Source organism: Pseudomonas sp. UBA1879 (genome assembly GCF_002338065.1).
GTDB lineage: Bacteria > Pseudomonadota > Gammaproteobacteria > Pseudomonadales > Pseudomonadaceae > Aquipseudomonas.
Genome location: NZ_DDHJ01000011.1, coordinates 24,845 through 40,286, shown reverse-complemented (window position 1 = coordinate 40,286; position 15,442 = coordinate 24,845). Strand labels below are relative to the sequence as shown.

Below are 15,442 nucleotides of genomic sequence, written 5' to 3'. Positions count from 1 at the left end.
TAACGCTGGACACGAAAAGCCCGACCATCGAGTCGGGCTTTTTTGTGGGCGTCTGGTTACCAGTTCATGAGAATCACCTATGCATCGATAGGGGTTGAATGCACCGGCCTCATCGCGAGCAAGCTCACTCCTACAGACGACGCGTGACGCTGTAGGAGTGAGTTTGCTCGCGATGGGGCCGGATAAAACACCAAGGATCTATCCGGCCTGCGTCGTTTTACTTCAGGTGAACCTTCAACTCTTGCGACGCCTGCAACATCGCCGAGCGCACTTCCGGCACCTGGCTGACCACGTTCAACAAACCGTAGTCGTGAATCATGCCGTTGTAGCGCACCGCCGTGACGGGCACCCCTGCCTGATCCAGCTTGCGGGCGTAGGCTTCGCCTTCGTCGCGCAGCACGTCGGCCCCAGCGGTCTGCACCAGCGCAGGCGGCAGGCCTTTCAATTGATCCGTCGTCGCCCGCAGTGGCGAGGCGTAGATCTCGGCGCGTTGCTTCGGATCGGTGGTGTAGTTGTCCCAGAACCACTTCATCATGTTGCGAGTGAGGAAGTGGCCCTCGGCGAACTGCTCATAGGAGCCGGTATCGAAGTTGGCGTCGGTCACGGGCCACAGCAGGACTTGATAACGAATCGCCGGGGTGCCCTTGTCCTTGGCCATCAGACTGACGACTGCCGCCATGTTGCCGCCAACGCTGTTGCCTGCCACAGCCAGGCGTTTGCCGTCGACATTGATTTCCTTGCCGTGTTCGGCCACCCATTGGGTCGCCGCGTAGGCCTGGTTGATGGCCGTCGGGTAGTGCGCCTCTGGCGAAGGGGTGTAGTTGACGAACACCGCCACTGCACCGGATCCCTCCACCAGGTCGCGCACCAGCCGCTCGTGGGTCGGGTAGTCGCCCAATACCCAACCGCCGCCGTGGAAATACATGAACACAGGCAGGGTGCCTTTCACGCCCGATGGCCGCACGATGGTCAGGCTGATGTTCTGGCCGTCGACCGTAATGGTCTTCTGGCTGACATCGGCCTTCGGCAGGGTCAGTTTGACTCCCGACTGAGCGCCAGTCAGCACCGCACGCGCGTCTTTGGGCGACAGTTGCTCGATCGGTTTACCCGTCCCCGCATTCAGGGCATCGAGAAACGCTTGGGTGTTGTGCTCGATGCCGGTGTCGGTGGCCGCGAAGGCGTTACCGATGGACAACGCGAGGAGCGAGCCAGCCAGAATCTTGCCGAACGTGTTCATGTTTTTCTCCTTGGCGAGCGGTCGGGTTAGACAGTCACGTGCAGACGGACGTCAACGTTGCCACGGGTGGCGTTGGAGTACGGGCAAACCTGGTGAGCGGCGTCGACCAGCGACTGTGCGTCGGTGTGTTCCAGACCGGGCAGGCTGATGTGCAGGTCGATGTCCAGACCGAAACCGCCAGGAATCTGGCCGATGCCGACGTGAGCAGTGATCGAGGCGTCGGCAGGAATGCTGCGTTTGCTTTGGCCTGCAACGAATTTCAGCGCACCGATGAAGCAGGCCGAGTAGCCCGCGGCGAACAGTTGCTCCGGGTTGGTCGCTTCACCGCCAGCACCGCCAAGTTCTTTAGGCGTGGCCAGCTTCACGTCAAGAATCTTGTCGCTGGAGACAGCACGGCCATCTCGGCCGCCGGTTGCGGTTGCGACTGCGGTATAGAGCGCTTGCATGGTAATTCCTCACTTGATGATGTTGGCTGAAGCCGTTGAGCTTTGCGCTAAATGCTTGTGCGCTAAGCAAGTGAAGTGAAATGTAATGCGCTAATGTTTAGCGCGCAAGATAAATTTCTATTTATTTTTTGGCCAGTCTCAAGCTGCGCAGACAGTGATGGGTTAAGCCCCTGAATTTTCGAGAAATTAATCCCGCTGCAATTTCAGGAAGCGCTGCTGGGGCCAGACGCAGGGGACACGTCAGTGTTGGTATGTATCCCCACCGCTAGCTCGACCTGCCTTCTGCTACCTGGCCGTAGCGTTCTCAGAAGTTGTACGTGGCCGATACCACCAGATTGCGCGGCGCTCCGGGTTGAATTTGCGAAGCGCTCGTCGCGGAGGCGTAATAGACCTTATCGTTGATGTTGTTCAGTGACGCGCCGAGGTCCCAGTCCTTCTCGCGGTAGCCCAGAGAAGCGTCCCATCGTGCATACCCGGGCAGCGTCGTCGTGTTGTGCTTGTCCGCATAGCGCTGGCCGACAAGCGTCAAGCCGCTCTCGGCGTACCAGCCCACTGCGGGTTTCCAGGTCAGAAACAGACTGCCGTTGCGCTCCGCAACGTTGTTCACACGCTTGCCTTCAAAACCGTTGGTGTCCTTCACCACGGTTGCACGCTGCATACCCAGCCCTGCGCGGATATACCAGTGGTCAGCAAGGGTGCCGGTCAGGGTCAATTCAAGGCCACGTGAGCGTTGCAAACCGGTCATGAGGATCACATTGGGATCTTCTGGATCCTGAGTTTTACGGTTATAGAGTTCCAGCTCGTAAACAGCCAGGGTCGTACTGAGGCGCTGGTCCATCCAGTCACTTTTCAGGCCAATTTCTCTCTGACGGGTGAGTTCCGGACTCAGGTCATTGCTGTTATCCGATGCGCCCGGGTTGATGCCGATCAGGCCGCCGCCAACCGGGGAGAAGCTTTTCGTCCAGGAGGCGTAAAAGGCGTGATGGGGGACTGGCGACCACACAGCGCCAAGGCGCGGGCTGATGCTGCTGCTGGCCCGCGTCGCCGAAAGGCCCTTCACTGCGTGCAGGCTTTCGACCTCGAATTGATCACGGCGCACACCGGCCAACAGCTGCCATTGATCATTCAACCGGATGTGGTCCTGCACGTAGATGCCAAGGCTTTCGACGATGGTATGGTTGTTGGCGCTGAGGGCCATCTTTCCGGTGTGACGCAAGCGGCGGTCAGGGTTCACGAGGTCTAGCGCGGGCACGCCGCTGGCACCTGCACCTTCCTTCACAAAGGTATAAAGCGTCGGATCGCGACGTTGGCGGCCGACTTCGACTCCCGTCAATGCCTGATGCTCCAGTCCACCCGTGTCAAATCGGCCCTCCAGTTCAATGGTGTTGAACAGGTTACGCGTGGTCAGATCCTGCTGCCATCGGCTGCGGGACACCGCGCCTGTCTGATCGTTGTAGCCCGTGAGAAAGGTGTCATCGAAATCGCTGTCGAGCCTGAAGATGCCCAGGGTATGACGCAGTTGCCAGTCGTCATCGAGTGCGTAGCTGAGCCTCGAACGTAACGACTGGGTTCTGTCGTCGCTGAAGCTGCCGTCGGCGACGTAGGTGGTAGCGCGGCTCAACTTGGCAGGCCTGCCCCCGACGCCAGGAATGCCGCGATCCGGGATGCGCTGGTGGCGGCCGTACTCGTACTGCAGCAACCAGTTCAGATCCGGGTGCAATTGCCAGCTCATCGACGGTGCGAATAACTGTCGATCACTGCTCACCCCATCGCGGAAGCTGTTGCGGTGCTCGTTACCCAGGTTCAGGCGCAGGCTGAGTGTGTCGGCGGCGTCCGCGTTCAGGTCAGCATACAGGCTGCGCAGGTCATTGCTTCCACCCTGCGCCTGCAAGGTGGAGCGCTGGCCGACGGTCGGCGTCTTGCTGATGCGATTGACAATGCCGCCTTGGCTCCCGCGCCCGTAGAGAACGGCCGCAGGGCCTTTGAGGACTTCGATACGCTCGATGTTGTGCAGGTCTCGTTTGTACTGGCTGTCGTCGCGAATGCCGTCGAGATAAAAGTCGTAGCTGGCGTCGAAACCCCGTATCCGTAGGCTGTCGAACCGCGTGTCGGCGCCATCGCTGACGTTGGGCAGACCCGTCAACGCATAGGCCAGATCTGAGACGCCGTAGCGGGTCAGATCGCCGGTCTTGACCGAGTCGATGGTCTGGGGCACGTCGCGAACCGCCGTGGCAGTCCGCGTCGCGGTGCTGACTTCTTTGACCCGAGGGTCATCGGCATCTGCGTCCGAGTGGATTTCGAGTTCGGGCAGGACGGTTGAAGCGCAGGCGAGGGTAGTGCCGAGAAGCAGGCAAGGGCCCAGCGCGCAAGAGAGGGAGCGAATCGAAGCTGGCATCGGTAAGGGTGTCCGGGGAAAAAACCGATGCGGATCTTAGGGATGATCAATGAGCGACATTCCATAACATGTTATGTCGCTCATGACCCAGATGTGTGCATGACAGGCAGTACCGACCCCTCGCAGCCCTGACGTTTGAAAAGGCCCTACAACGCGCCGTTGAGATTCCCACGCAATCCCAGCAAATCTCTCTGCAGGGCTTGCAGCTGTTCCACTGAAATGCCGCTAGCGGCCAGGATGCAGTGAGGGATCTTCCGGGCCTTGTCGTGCAAGGCTTTGCCCTGTTTGGTCAGATGCAGCAGCACGACCCGTTCGTCCTCTTTGCTGCGCGTGCGGCTGATCAATCCCTCGGCCTCCAGACGCTTGAGCAGCGGGGTCAATGAGCCGGGGTCCGTCAGCAAGCGCGTGCTGACGTCTCCTACCGTCAATCCATCCTTTTCCCACAGCACTAGCATCGCCAGGTACTGCGGGTATGTCAGATTCAACTCCTGAAGCAGCGGCTTGTACACTTTGGTCATCATCAGCGACGTGGAATACAAGGCAAAACACAGCTGATTGTCCAGCAGCAACTCGTCGCAACTGCCAGCGCCTGCCGTGGAAGGGCTATCGTTGGCGTTCATAGATACGTCCTCGGTCGGTCGGAAATGTCCCCAATTTAGTGCCCCGATCTTTAATGCACCAGATAAATTGGTCAATCAGTGACCAGCAGTTTTGCTATCGACAGCGTATGGCTGACCGAACACGTTTCGTGAATCGACTCATCACGGCCCGTTAACGCTAATAAGCATCTGCGGATTTCTTCCCGTCCTCTGACTGAGTAGCATGCGCGCAGAATCGAAAGAGAGGATCGGATGTGATCGTTGAGGTGGTGGGGTATCTGTTGCTGGGCGCGGCCATGGGCACGTTGGGGGGGCTGTTCGGTATCGGCGGCGGGTTGGTGGCGATCCCCGCGTTGGGCGTGTTGTTCGGCCTCGATCAACAGTTGGCCCAGGGGACCGCGCTGTTGATGGTGCTGCCCAACGTGCTATTGGCGCTGTGGCGCTATCACCAGCGCAACCGGATTTCTGTACGCAACGCCATGATGTTGATCGTGCCAAGCTTCGTCGTTTCCTGGCTGACGTCGCTGTGGGCGGTGCGGATCGATCCCCAAAGCATGCGGCTCGGCTTCGTCGGGTTTCTCATGGTGTTGACCCTGTTCAACCTGATCCAGATGTATTGGCACAAAGGCAATGCCGGTGCCGAGTTGCGTCACGGCCGATGGCTGTGGGTGCTGGGGGTGGGTTCGGGTGTTACTGCGGGTATGTTTGGCGTTGGCGGCGGAGTGATTGCGACACCGATCCTGACCGGCATCTTCGGCGCGACCCAAGTGGCGGCCCAAGGCCTGGCATTGGCGTTAGCGGCCCCCGCAACGCTGATCACCATGGCCACCTACGCCTTGCACGGTCATGTGAACTGGCTGATGGGCCTCCCGCTGGCCATCGGCGGACTGGCCAGCATCAGTTGGGGCGTGGCCCTCGCGCACAGCATGCCCGAGCGGCTGCTGCGCGCGCTGTTCTGTGTGTTTCTGGTGATCTGCGCCATCATGCTGTGCTTCCGGGTGTAGCCCGTCGAGAAACGGCTTACAGCTTGAAGCCCTCGGCGATGTGGTCGGCAAGGCATTCGGTGATCGGCGACGGGTTATTCGGATTGCGCAGTAGAACAATGCTCGCTGACGGCAACTGGGGCAGGCCGTCGGCTTCCCCGAGCACGCGCAGGTCCGAGGTAATCAGGCTTTCCAACTGGGCCGTCACCGCTAGCCCCGCGCTGACCACCGCCATGATCGCTGCCAGGCTTGCGCTGGTGTAGGCCACGCGGTATTCGCGACCCGCGGCGTCCAGCGCATTGCTCGCCCACAACCGGCAGAAGCAATCGCTGTTGAACATCGCCAGCGGAATGGGCGTGCGTTCATGGGGGCAGAAACCCACGGCTTCGGCCCACACGAAACGTTCCTGACGCAGAATCTGGCCGATTTCTTTCCCCGGCTCACGGGTGACAATGCTCAGATCCAGATCCTGACGTTGCAGCAACTGGGCCGAGGATTCGCAATGCACCTCCACCTGAACCAGCGGATAAGCCTGAGCAAACCGAGACAGGATGCCGGGCAGAAACCGCATCACGTAATCATCGGGTGTGCCGATCTTCACAGTGCCGACCATGTGCGGTTCACGCAGCGTGTTGAACACCTCGCTGTGCAGCTTGAGGATGCGCCGCGCGTAGCCCAGCAGCACTTGGCCTTCGGCCGTCAGGTTCAGCACACGGCCGTCTTTCTGAAATAGCGGGCGTTGAACCACGTCGTCTTCCAGCCGTTTCATCTGCATGCTGACCGCCGACTGCGTACGGTTCACGACCTCGCCAGCCTTGGTGAAGCCGCCCTGATCGGCGATGGCGACAAAGGTGCGCAACAGCTCGCTGTCAATACTGGGGTAAGTCGCCATTACATCAATCTCCCAGATGCTTTGCATAAGAAACATTCGTTGGATTGATCTTAAGCCTGGGCAGACACTCTCGTCATCCCCACTTGGAGGGCAAGACGATGAAATGTCAAAAAGGTTACGTACTGGTACTGAAAACCCTGTCCCACGACTCCGTGATCGAACGCGCCTGGCGTGCCGTCGCGGGCCGTGTCGCCCGCTGGCGTACGCTGCATCATGAGCGGATCCAACTGGCGAGTCTGAGCGACGACGCGCTCAAAGACATCGGCCTGTCGCGAGCCGATGTCCTTGAAGAGATCGAAAAGCCGTTCTGGGACGATCCACTCAAGCACTGACAGCGCGAGGCAGGATGAGGTAGGTTGGCGGTTCGTCCAGGAGGTCTTGAATGCCTGCAGAACCGCCGATTTCCCAACAGCTGTCTATCAAGCAAGCCCGCCGTCTGGCGCTCGCCGCTCAAGGATTCACCGGCCGCCAGCCGCCCGCGACCATCACCGCTCGCCATGTGACGCGACTGATCGAACGCTTGGGGGTGCTGCAGATTGACTCGGTCAACGCCCTGGTGCGCTCGCATTACCTGCCCCTGTATTCACGCTTGGGCAACTACCCGCAAAAGCTGCTGGACCAGGCCGCGTGGAGCCAGGGTCGGCATCGCACGTTGTTCGAATATTGGGGGCATGAGGCATCGCTGCTGCCCATCGAGTTGTATCCGCTGATGCGTTGGCGGATGCGGCGGGCATCCCTGGGCGAGGGCATTTATCAACAGATGGCCAAGTTCGGTCGCGAGCAGCAGGCCACCATCGCTCGCGTGTTGCAGGCCGTGCGCGATCAAGGCGCTTTGGGCGCCGGTAGCTTGAATACGCGCCAGGAGCGCGCTGGGCCCTGGTGGGACTGGAGCGATGAAAAGCACGCGCTGGAATGGCTGTTCGCCGCAGGCGAAGTCACTGTCGCCGGGCGTCGTGGCTTCGAGCGTCTGTACGATTTGCCCGAGCGGGTGCTGCCATCGTCGATCATCAATCACCCGGAGGTGAGCGAGGCGGATGCCCAGCGCGGTTTGCTCGTGCATGCGGTCAAGGCGTTGGGGGTCGGCACCGAGAAGGACATTCGCGACTATTTCCGCCAGGACCCGGCACCTGCCAAGGCGGGCCTCGCTGAACTGGTGGAAGAGGGCGCCATCGAGGTGGTTCAGGTCAAGGGCTGGAAACAGCCTGCGTATGTGCTGCCTGAGTTCACGGTGCCAAAAAAAGTCACGGCGAGCGCTTTGCTGTCACCCTTCGACTCGCTGATCTGGGAGCGGGCGCGGACTGAGCGGCTGTTCGATTTTCACTACCGGCTGGAGATCTACACCCCGGCCCACGAGCGGGTTTACGGCTATTACGTGCTGCCGTTCCTGCACAACGAACGCATCGCTGCGCGTATCGATCTACGCGCCGAACGGGCGGCGGGACGACTGGCCGTGCACGCGGTTCACGAAGAGGAACCGGGTCTGGATGAAGAGGGGATGTTTGCACTGGCGGCCAATCTGAGGCGCCTGGCGGACTGGCTGGGGTTACCGGAAGTGTTGATCAACTGTCAGCGCGCCAGTGCGGCGCGCTTGCGGGTGGCGTTTGTCGACGTAGAGTTGCGACGCGTCTGACGGATTGACGCCATGTCGGCGGCTGGTGCCGGTCTTACTGTAGGAGCCGGCTAGCTGGCGAAAGCGGTGGACCAGTCACCTGATTCGTCACTGATCTTCCGCATTCGCCAGCAAGCCGGCTCCCACGGATACGATGTCGGTCGCAGATTTTATGACCTATGCATGACCCCTGTGGGAGCCGGCTCGCTGGCGAATGCGGTTTGCCAGCGAGCATAGAATCTCCCACAGTGACTCTCCGCTCAGGCAAATCTGCGTGCGGGGCAATCGGATCGATCTACCGCCGAACCTGCTTCAACGTCTCAGCGATCAAAAACGCCAGTTCCAGCGACTGATCCGCATTCATCCGCGGATCGCAGTGGGTGTGGTAACGGTCCGACAAGCCATCTTCGGTAATCGGACGGGCGCCGCCGATGCATTCGGTAACGTTCTGGCCGGTCATCTCGATATGAATCCCGCCCGCGTACGTGCCCTCGGCCTGATGCACCTGGAAGAACTGCTTCACCTCGCCGAGGATCTGGGCGAAGTCGCGGGTTTTGTAGCCGCTGCTGGCCTTGATCGTATTCCCGTGCATCGGATCTGAACTCCACAGCACCTGTTTGCCTTCGCGTTCGACCGCACGAATCAGGCCCGGCAAATGATCGCCGACCTTGTTGGCGCCCATGCGCGCGATCAGGTTCAGCCGGCCAGGGTCGTTGTCCGGGTTGAGAATGTCGATTAGCCGAATCAAGTCATCCGTGTTCATGCTCGGGCCGACTTTCACCCCGATCGGGTTCTTCACTCCACGCAAGAACTCGACGTGAGCGCCGCCCAATTGTCGAGTGCGGTCGCCGATCCACAGCATGTGCGCCGAGCAATCGTAGAAATCGTTGGTCAGGCTGTCGCGGCGCACGAAGGCTTCTTCGTAGTTCAGCAACAGGGCTTCGTGAGCGGTGAAAAAGCTGGTCTCGCGTAGTTGTGGCGAGGTGTCCATGCCGCAGGCGCGCATGAACGCCAGGGTTTCGTCGATGCGATCGGCCAACTGGCTGTATTTGTCCGACAGGGCAGATCCGGCAATGAAATCGAGGTTCCACTGATGCACTTGGTGCAAGTCCGCGAAGCCGCCTTGAGCGAAGGCGCGCAGCAGGTTCAGGGTCGCGGTCGACTGATGATAGGCCTGCAGCAAACGATCCGGGTCCGGCACGCGGCTCTTCTCGTCGAAACCGATGCCGTTGACGATATCGCCGCGGTACGCAGGTAGCGTTACGCCGTCGACAGTCTCATCGTTCGACGAACGCGGCTTGGCGAATTGCCCTGCCATGCGACCGACTTTGACCACGGGGCAGCCTGCTGCGAAGGTCATGACGATCGCCATTTGCAGCAGTACTTTGAAGGTGTCGCGGATCTTGGCCGCCGAGAATTCAAAGAAGCTTTCGGCGCAGTCGCCACCCTGCAACAGAAACGCGCGACCCTGCGTGACTTCGGCAAACTGCCGACGCAGCTCGCGAGCCTCACCGGCAAACACCAGAGGCGGAAAACTGGCCAACGACTGTTCGACGCGCCGCACGTGATCGGCGTCCGGGTACTGAGGTTGTTGCTGGATAGGCAGGCTCCGCCAGCTGTCGGGGCTCCAGGGTTGGCTCATGGTGAACTCGAAGTCAGGGCAATCGGGCGGCTATGTTAGCAGTTCGTCCGGATAATTTGCGTGACCTGTAGGGGGCGCTTGGCCGACAATCCGCGCGCCCAATCCGATTGACCGAGAGAGCTGCAATGACCGAGGAGCGTGTAGAGCGCGTGCTGGCGGAAGTCCACGATGACTTCGGCATGATCCGCGTGCTGGAAGTGGCGGATTACCGCTTCCTGGAGTTCGGCGACGCCATCGAGCAGAGTTGCACGTTTACCGCCGACCCTGCGTGGCTGGAATACGACTACACCCGCGCGATGCTGATCGGCGCGCTGTGCCACGAAGCACCCGAGAGCGCGCTGTTCATGGGCCTCGGCGCCGGCACCCTGACCCAGGCATGCCTCAAGTTTCTACCGCTGGACGACGTCGAAGCCATCGAGCTGCGCCCCGACGTGCCGCGGCTGGCCATGGAATACATGGGGCTGGCGGACGATCCGCGGCTGTATATCCGCATCGGCGATGCGCTGGAATTGCTGCCCACCGCTGAAAGCGCCGACCTGATCTTTGTCGATCTCTACACCGATACGGGTCCGGCAGTAGGGCATCTGGCGTGGGGCTTTCTGGAAAAGTGTCAGCAGCGCCTCAACCCTGGCGGATGGCTGATCATCAATCAGTGGGCTTCTGACGATGGCAAACCGCTGGGGGCGGCTTTGCTGCGTGGGCTTTATCACCGCCACTACTGGGAATTACCAGTGAAGGAGGGCAACGTGATCCTCATCGTCCCGTCCGACCTGGACCAGACGCTGGACATGGACGCGCTGACCGAACGCGCCGAAGCGCTGGCGCCGCAGCTTGGTTACTCGCTGCTGTCGTTGATCAAGACCGTGCGTCCGGCGACATGAGTGACAGATTAGGTGAATCGTTTAAGCTTGAGCGGCGCGCCGGGCCGCGTCCGAGCGCGTCATCGCTGTCGATGCTAGACGCCGCGCCCGTGCCCGTTGAACGTAAGGGCTTCTTTGACTGAAAAAAATCCTCACTTTTTCCAGTAATTCCGGTATAGTGCGCGCCGGCCTTTCATAGGGCCCTCGTCACGGTATGGGTTTGCGAAGCCTTCTTCGCAGGCTGGTTCCAACACGAACTATCCTTGACGATCCATTCATCAATACGTTTTCGCAAATCCCCGCCGACAAAGCAGCCAGGGTGACTCTAGGGTCTTACACGGCACGCGCAGCTTTGAAGCATGGGTCTTTGCGGATGCACTCAGAGGCAGACCCATGACCCAGGAAACCGGCGGCTTCGCCGCTCTCGACCTTCATCCGAATATTGTTGCCGCCGTTATCGCTACCGGCTACGAAGAGCCTTCCGCGATTCAGCAGCAATCGATCCCAATCATCCTCGCCGGTCACGACATGATCGGCCAAGCGCAGACAGGTACCGGTAAAACCGCGGCCTTCGCCCTGCCTATCCTGAACCGCATCGACCCGGCCAAACGCGAGCCGCAAGCGCTGATCCTCGCGCCGACCCGCGAACTCGCCCTGCAAGTGGCCACTGCGTTCGAAACCTACGCCAAACAGATGCCCGGCGTTACTGTCGTGGCCGTCTATGGCGGTGCGCCGATGGGCCCACAGTTGAAAGCCATCCGTAACGGCGCGCAAATCGTCGTCGCCACCCCGGGCCGCCTGTGCGATCACCTGCGTCGTGACGAAAAAGTCCTGGCGACCGTGAACCACCTGGTCCTCGACGAAGCCGACGAAATGCTGAAGCTGGGCTTCATGGACGACCTCGAAGTCATCTTCAAGGCCATGCCGGAGTCGCGTCAGACCGTTCTGTTCTCGGCCACGCTGCCGCAGTCGATCCGTGCGATCGCCGAGCGTCACCTGAAAGACCCGAAACACGTCAAGATTCAGAGCAAGACCCAGACCGTCACCGCGATCGAGCAGGCTCACCTGCTGGTTCACGCTGACCAGAAGACCTCGGCCGTGCTGAGCCTGCTGGAAGTCGAAGATTTCGACGCCCTGATCATGTTCGTCCGCACCAAGCAGGCCACTCTGGACCTGGCCAGCGCACTGGAAGCCAAAGGCTACAAGGCAGCCGCGCTGAACGGCGACATCGCCCAGAACCAGCGTGAGCGCGTCATCGACTCGCTGAAAGACGGCCGTCTGGACATCGTCGTCGCAACCGACGTCGCTGCCCGTGGTCTGGACGTTCCGCGCATCACTCACGTGTTCAACGTCGACATGCCGTACGATCCGGAATCCTACGTTCACCGTATCGGCCGTACGGGCCGTGCCGGTCGCGAAGGCCGCGCGTTGCTGCTGGTGACGCCACGTGAGCGCCGCATGCTGCAAGTGATCGAGCGTGTGACCGGTCAGAAGGTTGCCGAAGTTCGCCTGCCAGACTCCCAGGCCGTTCTCGATGCCCGCATCAAGAAACTGACCAACAGCCTCGCGCCACTGGTGGCCGATGCCGAAGCCAGCCATGGCGACTTGCTGGACCGTCTCACCGCCGACATCGGTTGCACGCCGCGTGCACTGGCTGCTGCACTGCTGCGCAAGGCCACCAATGGTCAGGCGCTGACTCTGGCCGCCATCGAGAAAGAACGCCCATTGGTGCCAAACAGTGCGCCACGGGGTGATCGTGCCGATCGTCCATCGGGCGACCGTCCTGATCGCGGCGACCGCGAGCGTCGTGCGCCGATGCCACTGGCTGAAGGCCGTGCGCGTTGCCGTACCGCGCTGGGTGCGCGTGACGGTATCGCTGCCAAAAACCTGCTGGGCGCCATTCTTAATGAGGGCGGTCTGGCCCGTGAAGCGATCGGTCGCATCCAGGTGCGTGACAGCTTCAGCCTCGTCGAGCTGCCGGAAGACGGTCTTGAGCGTCTGCTGGCCAAGCTGAAAGACACCCGCGTTGCGGGCAAGCAGTTGAAGCTGCGTCGCTATCGCGAAGACTGATTGGCACTGAGCTGATCGTCTGAACAAAAAAATCCCCGACTGGTTCGGGGATTTTTTCGCGCTGAGGAAAGTTTGTCTGTAGGAGCGTGGGTGTGCTTCAGCCAAACCGATAGATATCCATCCCCAACGCGCCCATGGTGAAACCCTGATACGGAGCGCTGAATTCACCGCCTGCACCGCGGGCGAAGAACAGCGGCAGCAGGTGTTCATCCGTCGGATGATTGCGCACGGCATTCGGTGCCAGACGGCGGTAGTCGTGCAATGCGTCTTGGTCATTCGCGGCCAGCTTTTCTACCATCCAGTCACGGAACGCCAACGCCCAGGGCTCGACGCTTTCCGGTCCCGCGTGCCAGTCCAGTTCACGCAGGTTGTGGGTGATGCTTCCCGAGCCGATCACCAGCACGTCTTCCTCGCGCAATTGCCTTAGCGCATGGCCGACACGGGTCTGCAATGCTGGGCCAAAGCGAGATGGCAATGAAACCTGCACGATCGGGATGTCAGCCTGGGGGTACATCAACGACAGCGGCACCCAGACGCCATGGTCGAAGGGTCGACGGCTGTCCAGGTTGGCCGGCAAATCAGCGGCCGCCAGCAAATCCAGCACACGACGCGTCACCTCCGGATGGCCCGGGGCAGGGTATTGCACGGCAAACAGGGCAGGGGGAAAGCCACCGAAGTCATGCCAGGTTTCCGGATTCGGGTTGCCGTTGACCCTTAAATCGTTGCTTTCCCAGTGCGCGGAGACGATCACGATGGCTTTCGGTCGAGGTATGGATCCCGCCAGACGTTGCAATGCCGGGCCGCTTTTGCCAGGTTCGAGTGCAAGCATGGGGGAGCCATGAGAAATGAACAGGCTAGGGAGCATGTCAGGCGTCCTGTGCGTATAAGATGAGCGCCATGATCAGGCAGATCAATGATCTAAATCTAATATAAGTTTTCGTGCCATTTGATCGAAATATCAGGAGCGTGTATGGAGCCGCAGTTTTGGCATGAGCGTTGGGCGATCGATCAGATTGGTTTCAATCAATCAGAGGTGAATCCGTATCTGGCGACGCTGTGGCACGAGTTGGGGGTCAAGCCGGGGGAGCGGGTATTTGTGCCGCTGTGCGGGAAGACCATCGACATGAGCTGGCTTGTGCGACAGGGCCTGCACGTGGTCGGTGCAGAGCTGTCTGAAAAAGCGGTCAAGGCCTACTTCAGCGAGCGCAACATCGTGCCTCGGGTCGAAATCCAAGGTGCATTCACCGTCTATCGCGACCCAAATCATGAAATCTGGTGCGGCGATTATTTTGCGCTCAAACCCGGCGATATAGGCCTGTGCACGGCGTTTTATGACCGAGCTGCATTGATCGCGTTGCCGCCGGAGATGCGCTGGCGTTATGTGGAACAGTTGAATCGGCTGCTGGCTGAGGATTCCCGGGGACTGCTGATCACTCTCGATTACGAGCAGTCGCGAATCCCTGGCCCACCGTTCTCGGTTGACGAAGACGAAGTGCAGCAGCTGCTGTCGCCGGAATGGCGGGTAAAAAGGGTAGGTGAGGAGGACGTGCTGGAGCAGAGCCCCAAATTCAAACAGGCCGGAGCGACGTGGCTGATGGAGTATGCGTACCGGTTATTTCGCCGCTGATGCCTGACTTCGGGCTTCATAGCTCTTTCGGAATGAGCCTGCTAAGGGAGGCAGTTTGACTGCCGCAAGGGGGGCGGGCGATCTGAATCTTCGCGAGCACGCTCACGCCACTGATGAGCGATGTTGTCTGCTAGATTGCTGGAACAAAAAGGGCGACCGAAGTCGCCCTTTTTTTGTGCCTGTGTCAGGTGGATCAACCGCGACGGCGCAGCGCCTCGATGCGGTCTTCCAGGGCCGGGTGGCTCATGAACAGACCGGCCAAACCGTGTTTCAAACCGCCGTTGATGCCGAATGCGGTAAGGCTCTCCGGCATTTGCACCGGCACGCCCTGTTCGGAGCGTAGACGCTGCAAGGCGCTGATCATTGCGCCCGTACCGGCCAGGCGGGCACCGGCGTCGTCAGCGCGGTATTCACGCTTGCGCGAGAACCACATGACGATGGCGCTGGCGAGGAAGCCCAGGACGATTTCGGCGAAGATCGTTGCGATATAAAAAGCGATGCCACGACCTTCTTCGTTCTTGAAAATCACCTTGTCAACGAAGTTGCCGATGATCCGCGCGAAGAACATGACGAAGGTGTTCACCACGCCTTGGACCAGTGCCAGCGTGACCATATCGCCGTTGGCGACGTGGCCAATTTCGTGGGCCAGCACCGCTTTGACTTCATCCGGCGAAAAGCGCTCCAAAAGACCTTGGCTGACCGCGACCAAGGCATCGTTCTTGTTCCAGCCGGTGGCGAACGCGTTAGCCTCGTACGCCGGGAAAATCCCGACCTCAGGCATCTTGATACCCGCTTCGCGAGACAGCTGTTCGACGGTTTGCAGCAGCCACTGCTCATGGCGGGTGCGAGGTTGGGTGATGATTTCAGTCCCGGTGCTCATCTTCGCCATCCACTTGGAAATGAACAGCGAGAACAGCGAGCCGGCGAAACCAAACACGGCGCAGAAAATCAGCAGCTGATTGAGGTTGAGGTCAACCCCGTTGGCCGCCATGAACCCGTTGAAGCCAAACAGGCTCAAGGTAATGCTGGCTATCAGCACGACCGCAAGGTTAGTGGCCAAAAACAGCAAGATGCGCATCATG

At 60.2% G+C, this 15,442-nt stretch carries 14 protein-coding genes; 6 read left to right on the top strand and 8 right to left on the bottom strand.

The genetic code is table 11. The annotated features are described in order from the left end of the window. Nucleotides 1-217: 217 nt before the first annotated feature. The 4 genes from B3N48_RS10710 to B3N48_RS10695 form a co-directional block, all read right to left on the bottom strand. Entirely contained in the window at nt 218-1,237 is a 1,020-nt protein-coding gene (locus tag B3N48_RS10710) for an alpha/beta hydrolase (protein WP_296183156.1), read from the bottom strand. Between the two features lie 26 nt (nt 1,238-1,263). Beyond that, nucleotides 1,264-1,683, bottom strand: coding sequence for an organic hydroperoxide resistance protein (locus B3N48_RS10705; protein WP_296183153.1), 420 nt, complete (start codon nt 1,681-1,683; stop codon nt 1,264-1,266). A gap of 304 nt (nt 1,684-1,987) precedes the next feature. Next, nucleotides 1,988-4,078 carry a TonB-dependent receptor gene (locus B3N48_RS10700; protein ID WP_296183152.1) on the bottom strand — a complete coding sequence of 697 codons (2,091 nt, stop codon included), beginning with the start codon at nt 4,076-4,078 and terminating at the stop codon, nt 1,988-1,990. Between the two features lie 146 nt (nt 4,079-4,224). Continuing rightward, nucleotides 4,225-4,698, bottom strand: coding sequence for a MarR family winged helix-turn-helix transcriptional regulator (locus B3N48_RS10695; protein WP_296183149.1), 474 nt, complete (start codon nt 4,696-4,698; stop codon nt 4,225-4,227). 236 nt (nt 4,699-4,934) lie between these two features. Between B3N48_RS10695 and B3N48_RS10690 the strand changes: the two genes are divergently transcribed. Beyond that, the gene (locus B3N48_RS10690) at nt 4,935-5,681 is read left to right on the top strand and encodes a sulfite exporter TauE/SafE family protein (protein ID WP_296183566.1); all 747 of its coding nucleotides are present in this window, start codon (nt 4,935-4,937) and stop codon (nt 5,679-5,681) included. Between the two features lie 16 nt (nt 5,682-5,697). Here the strand turns inward: B3N48_RS10690 and B3N48_RS10685 are convergent, their stop codons facing one another. Beyond that, nucleotides 5,698-6,552, bottom strand: coding sequence for a LysR substrate-binding domain-containing protein (locus B3N48_RS10685; RefSeq protein ID WP_296183564.1), 855 nt, complete (start codon nt 6,550-6,552; stop codon nt 5,698-5,700). A gap of 98 nt (nt 6,553-6,650) precedes the next feature. On the opposite strand from B3N48_RS10685, the gene B3N48_RS10680 reads away from it, so the two are divergent. Both B3N48_RS10680 and B3N48_RS10675 read left to right on the top strand, forming a co-directional pair. Beyond that, nucleotides 6,651-6,884: a DUF1127 domain-containing protein gene (locus B3N48_RS10680; protein WP_296183147.1), complete on the top strand. Its 234-nt coding sequence runs from the start codon at nt 6,651-6,653 to the stop codon at nt 6,882-6,884. A gap of 50 nt (nt 6,885-6,934) precedes the next feature. Further along, nucleotides 6,935-8,182 (top strand): winged helix-turn-helix domain-containing protein, encoded by a 1,248-nt coding sequence (locus B3N48_RS10675; RefSeq protein WP_296183144.1) that lies wholly within the window; start codon nt 6,935-6,937, stop codon nt 8,180-8,182. A gap of 274 nt (nt 8,183-8,456) precedes the next feature. Here the strand turns inward: B3N48_RS10675 and B3N48_RS10670 are convergent, their stop codons facing one another. After that, nucleotides 8,457-9,803: a class II 3-deoxy-7-phosphoheptulonate synthase gene (locus tag B3N48_RS10670; protein WP_296183142.1), complete on the bottom strand. Its 1,347-nt coding sequence runs from the start codon at nt 9,801-9,803 to the stop codon at nt 8,457-8,459. Between the two features lie 125 nt (nt 9,804-9,928). On the opposite strand from B3N48_RS10670, the gene B3N48_RS10665 reads away from it, so the two are divergent. Together B3N48_RS10665 and B3N48_RS10660 are read left to right on the top strand one after the other, a co-directional pair. Continuing rightward, complete coding sequence (locus B3N48_RS10665) at nt 9,929-10,684, top strand: spermidine synthase (protein ID WP_296183140.1); 756 nt, start codon at nt 9,929-9,931, stop codon at nt 10,682-10,684. Between the two features lie 372 nt (nt 10,685-11,056). Further along, the gene (locus tag B3N48_RS10660; RefSeq protein WP_414704224.1) at nt 11,057-12,733 is read left to right on the top strand and encodes a DEAD/DEAH box helicase; all 1,677 of its coding nucleotides are present in this window, start codon (nt 11,057-11,059) and stop codon (nt 12,731-12,733) included. Between the two features lie 97 nt (nt 12,734-12,830). Here the strand turns inward: B3N48_RS10660 and B3N48_RS10655 are convergent, their stop codons facing one another. Further along, the gene (locus tag B3N48_RS10655; RefSeq protein ID WP_296183137.1) at nt 12,831-13,598 is read right to left on the bottom strand and encodes a DODA-type extradiol aromatic ring-opening family dioxygenase; all 768 of its coding nucleotides are present in this window, start codon (nt 13,596-13,598) and stop codon (nt 12,831-12,833) included. Between the two features lie 105 nt (nt 13,599-13,703). On the opposite strand from B3N48_RS10655, the gene B3N48_RS10650 reads away from it, so the two are divergent. Then, nucleotides 13,704-14,360, top strand: a complete 657-nt coding sequence (locus B3N48_RS10650) for a thiopurine S-methyltransferase (RefSeq protein ID WP_296183135.1) — start codon at nt 13,704-13,706, stop codon at nt 14,358-14,360. Nucleotides 14,361-14,553: 193 nt separating this feature from the next. Here the strand turns inward: B3N48_RS10650 and htpX are convergent, their stop codons facing one another. Beyond that, the gene (htpX, locus tag B3N48_RS10645) at nt 14,554-15,441 is read right to left on the bottom strand and encodes a protease HtpX (protein ID WP_296183133.1); all 888 of its coding nucleotides are present in this window, start codon (nt 15,439-15,441) and stop codon (nt 14,554-14,556) included. Nucleotide 15,442: the final 1 nt, after the last annotated feature.

Excerpts from the sequence above, each read along its gene's own strand:
- B3N48_RS10675 (WP_296183144.1), top strand. The coding sequence starts at position 6,935 with ATGCCTGCAGAACCGCCGATTTCCCAACAGCTGTCTATCAAGCAAGCC.
- B3N48_RS10705 (WP_296183153.1), bottom strand. The coding sequence starts at position 1,683 with ATGCAAGCGCTCTATACCGCAGTCGCAACCGCAACCGGCGGCCGAGAT.
- B3N48_RS10665 (WP_296183140.1), top strand. The coding sequence starts at position 9,929 with ATGACCGAGGAGCGTGTAGAGCGCGTGCTGGCGGAAGTCCACGATGAC.
- B3N48_RS10685 (WP_296183564.1), bottom strand. The coding sequence starts at position 6,552 with ATGGCGACTTACCCCAGTATTGACAGCGAGCTGTTGCGCACCTTTGTC.
- htpX (WP_296183133.1), bottom strand. The coding sequence starts at position 15,441 with ATGATGCGCATCTTGCTGTTTTTGGCCACTAACCTTGCGGTCGTGCTG.
- B3N48_RS10650 (WP_296183135.1), top strand. The coding sequence starts at position 13,704 with ATGGAGCCGCAGTTTTGGCATGAGCGTTGGGCGATCGATCAGATTGGT.
- B3N48_RS10695 (WP_296183149.1), bottom strand. The coding sequence starts at position 4,698 with ATGAACGCCAACGATAGCCCTTCCACGGCAGGCGCTGGCAGTTGCGAC.
- B3N48_RS10660 (WP_414704224.1), top strand. The coding sequence starts at position 11,057 with ATGACCCAGGAAACCGGCGGCTTCGCCGCTCTCGACCTTCATCCGAAT.
- B3N48_RS10670 (WP_296183142.1), bottom strand. The coding sequence starts at position 9,803 with ATGAGCCAACCCTGGAGCCCCGACAGCTGGCGGAGCCTGCCTATCCAG.
- B3N48_RS10700 (WP_296183152.1), bottom strand. The coding sequence starts at position 4,078 with ATGCCAGCTTCGATTCGCTCCCTCTCTTGCGCGCTGGGCCCTTGCCTG.
- B3N48_RS10680 (WP_296183147.1), top strand. The coding sequence starts at position 6,651 with ATGAAATGTCAAAAAGGTTACGTACTGGTACTGAAAACCCTGTCCCAC.
- B3N48_RS10710 (WP_296183156.1), bottom strand. The coding sequence starts at position 1,237 with ATGAACACGTTCGGCAAGATTCTGGCTGGCTCGCTCCTCGCGTTGTCC.
- B3N48_RS10655 (WP_296183137.1), bottom strand. The coding sequence starts at position 13,598 with ATGCTCCCTAGCCTGTTCATTTCTCATGGCTCCCCCATGCTTGCACTC.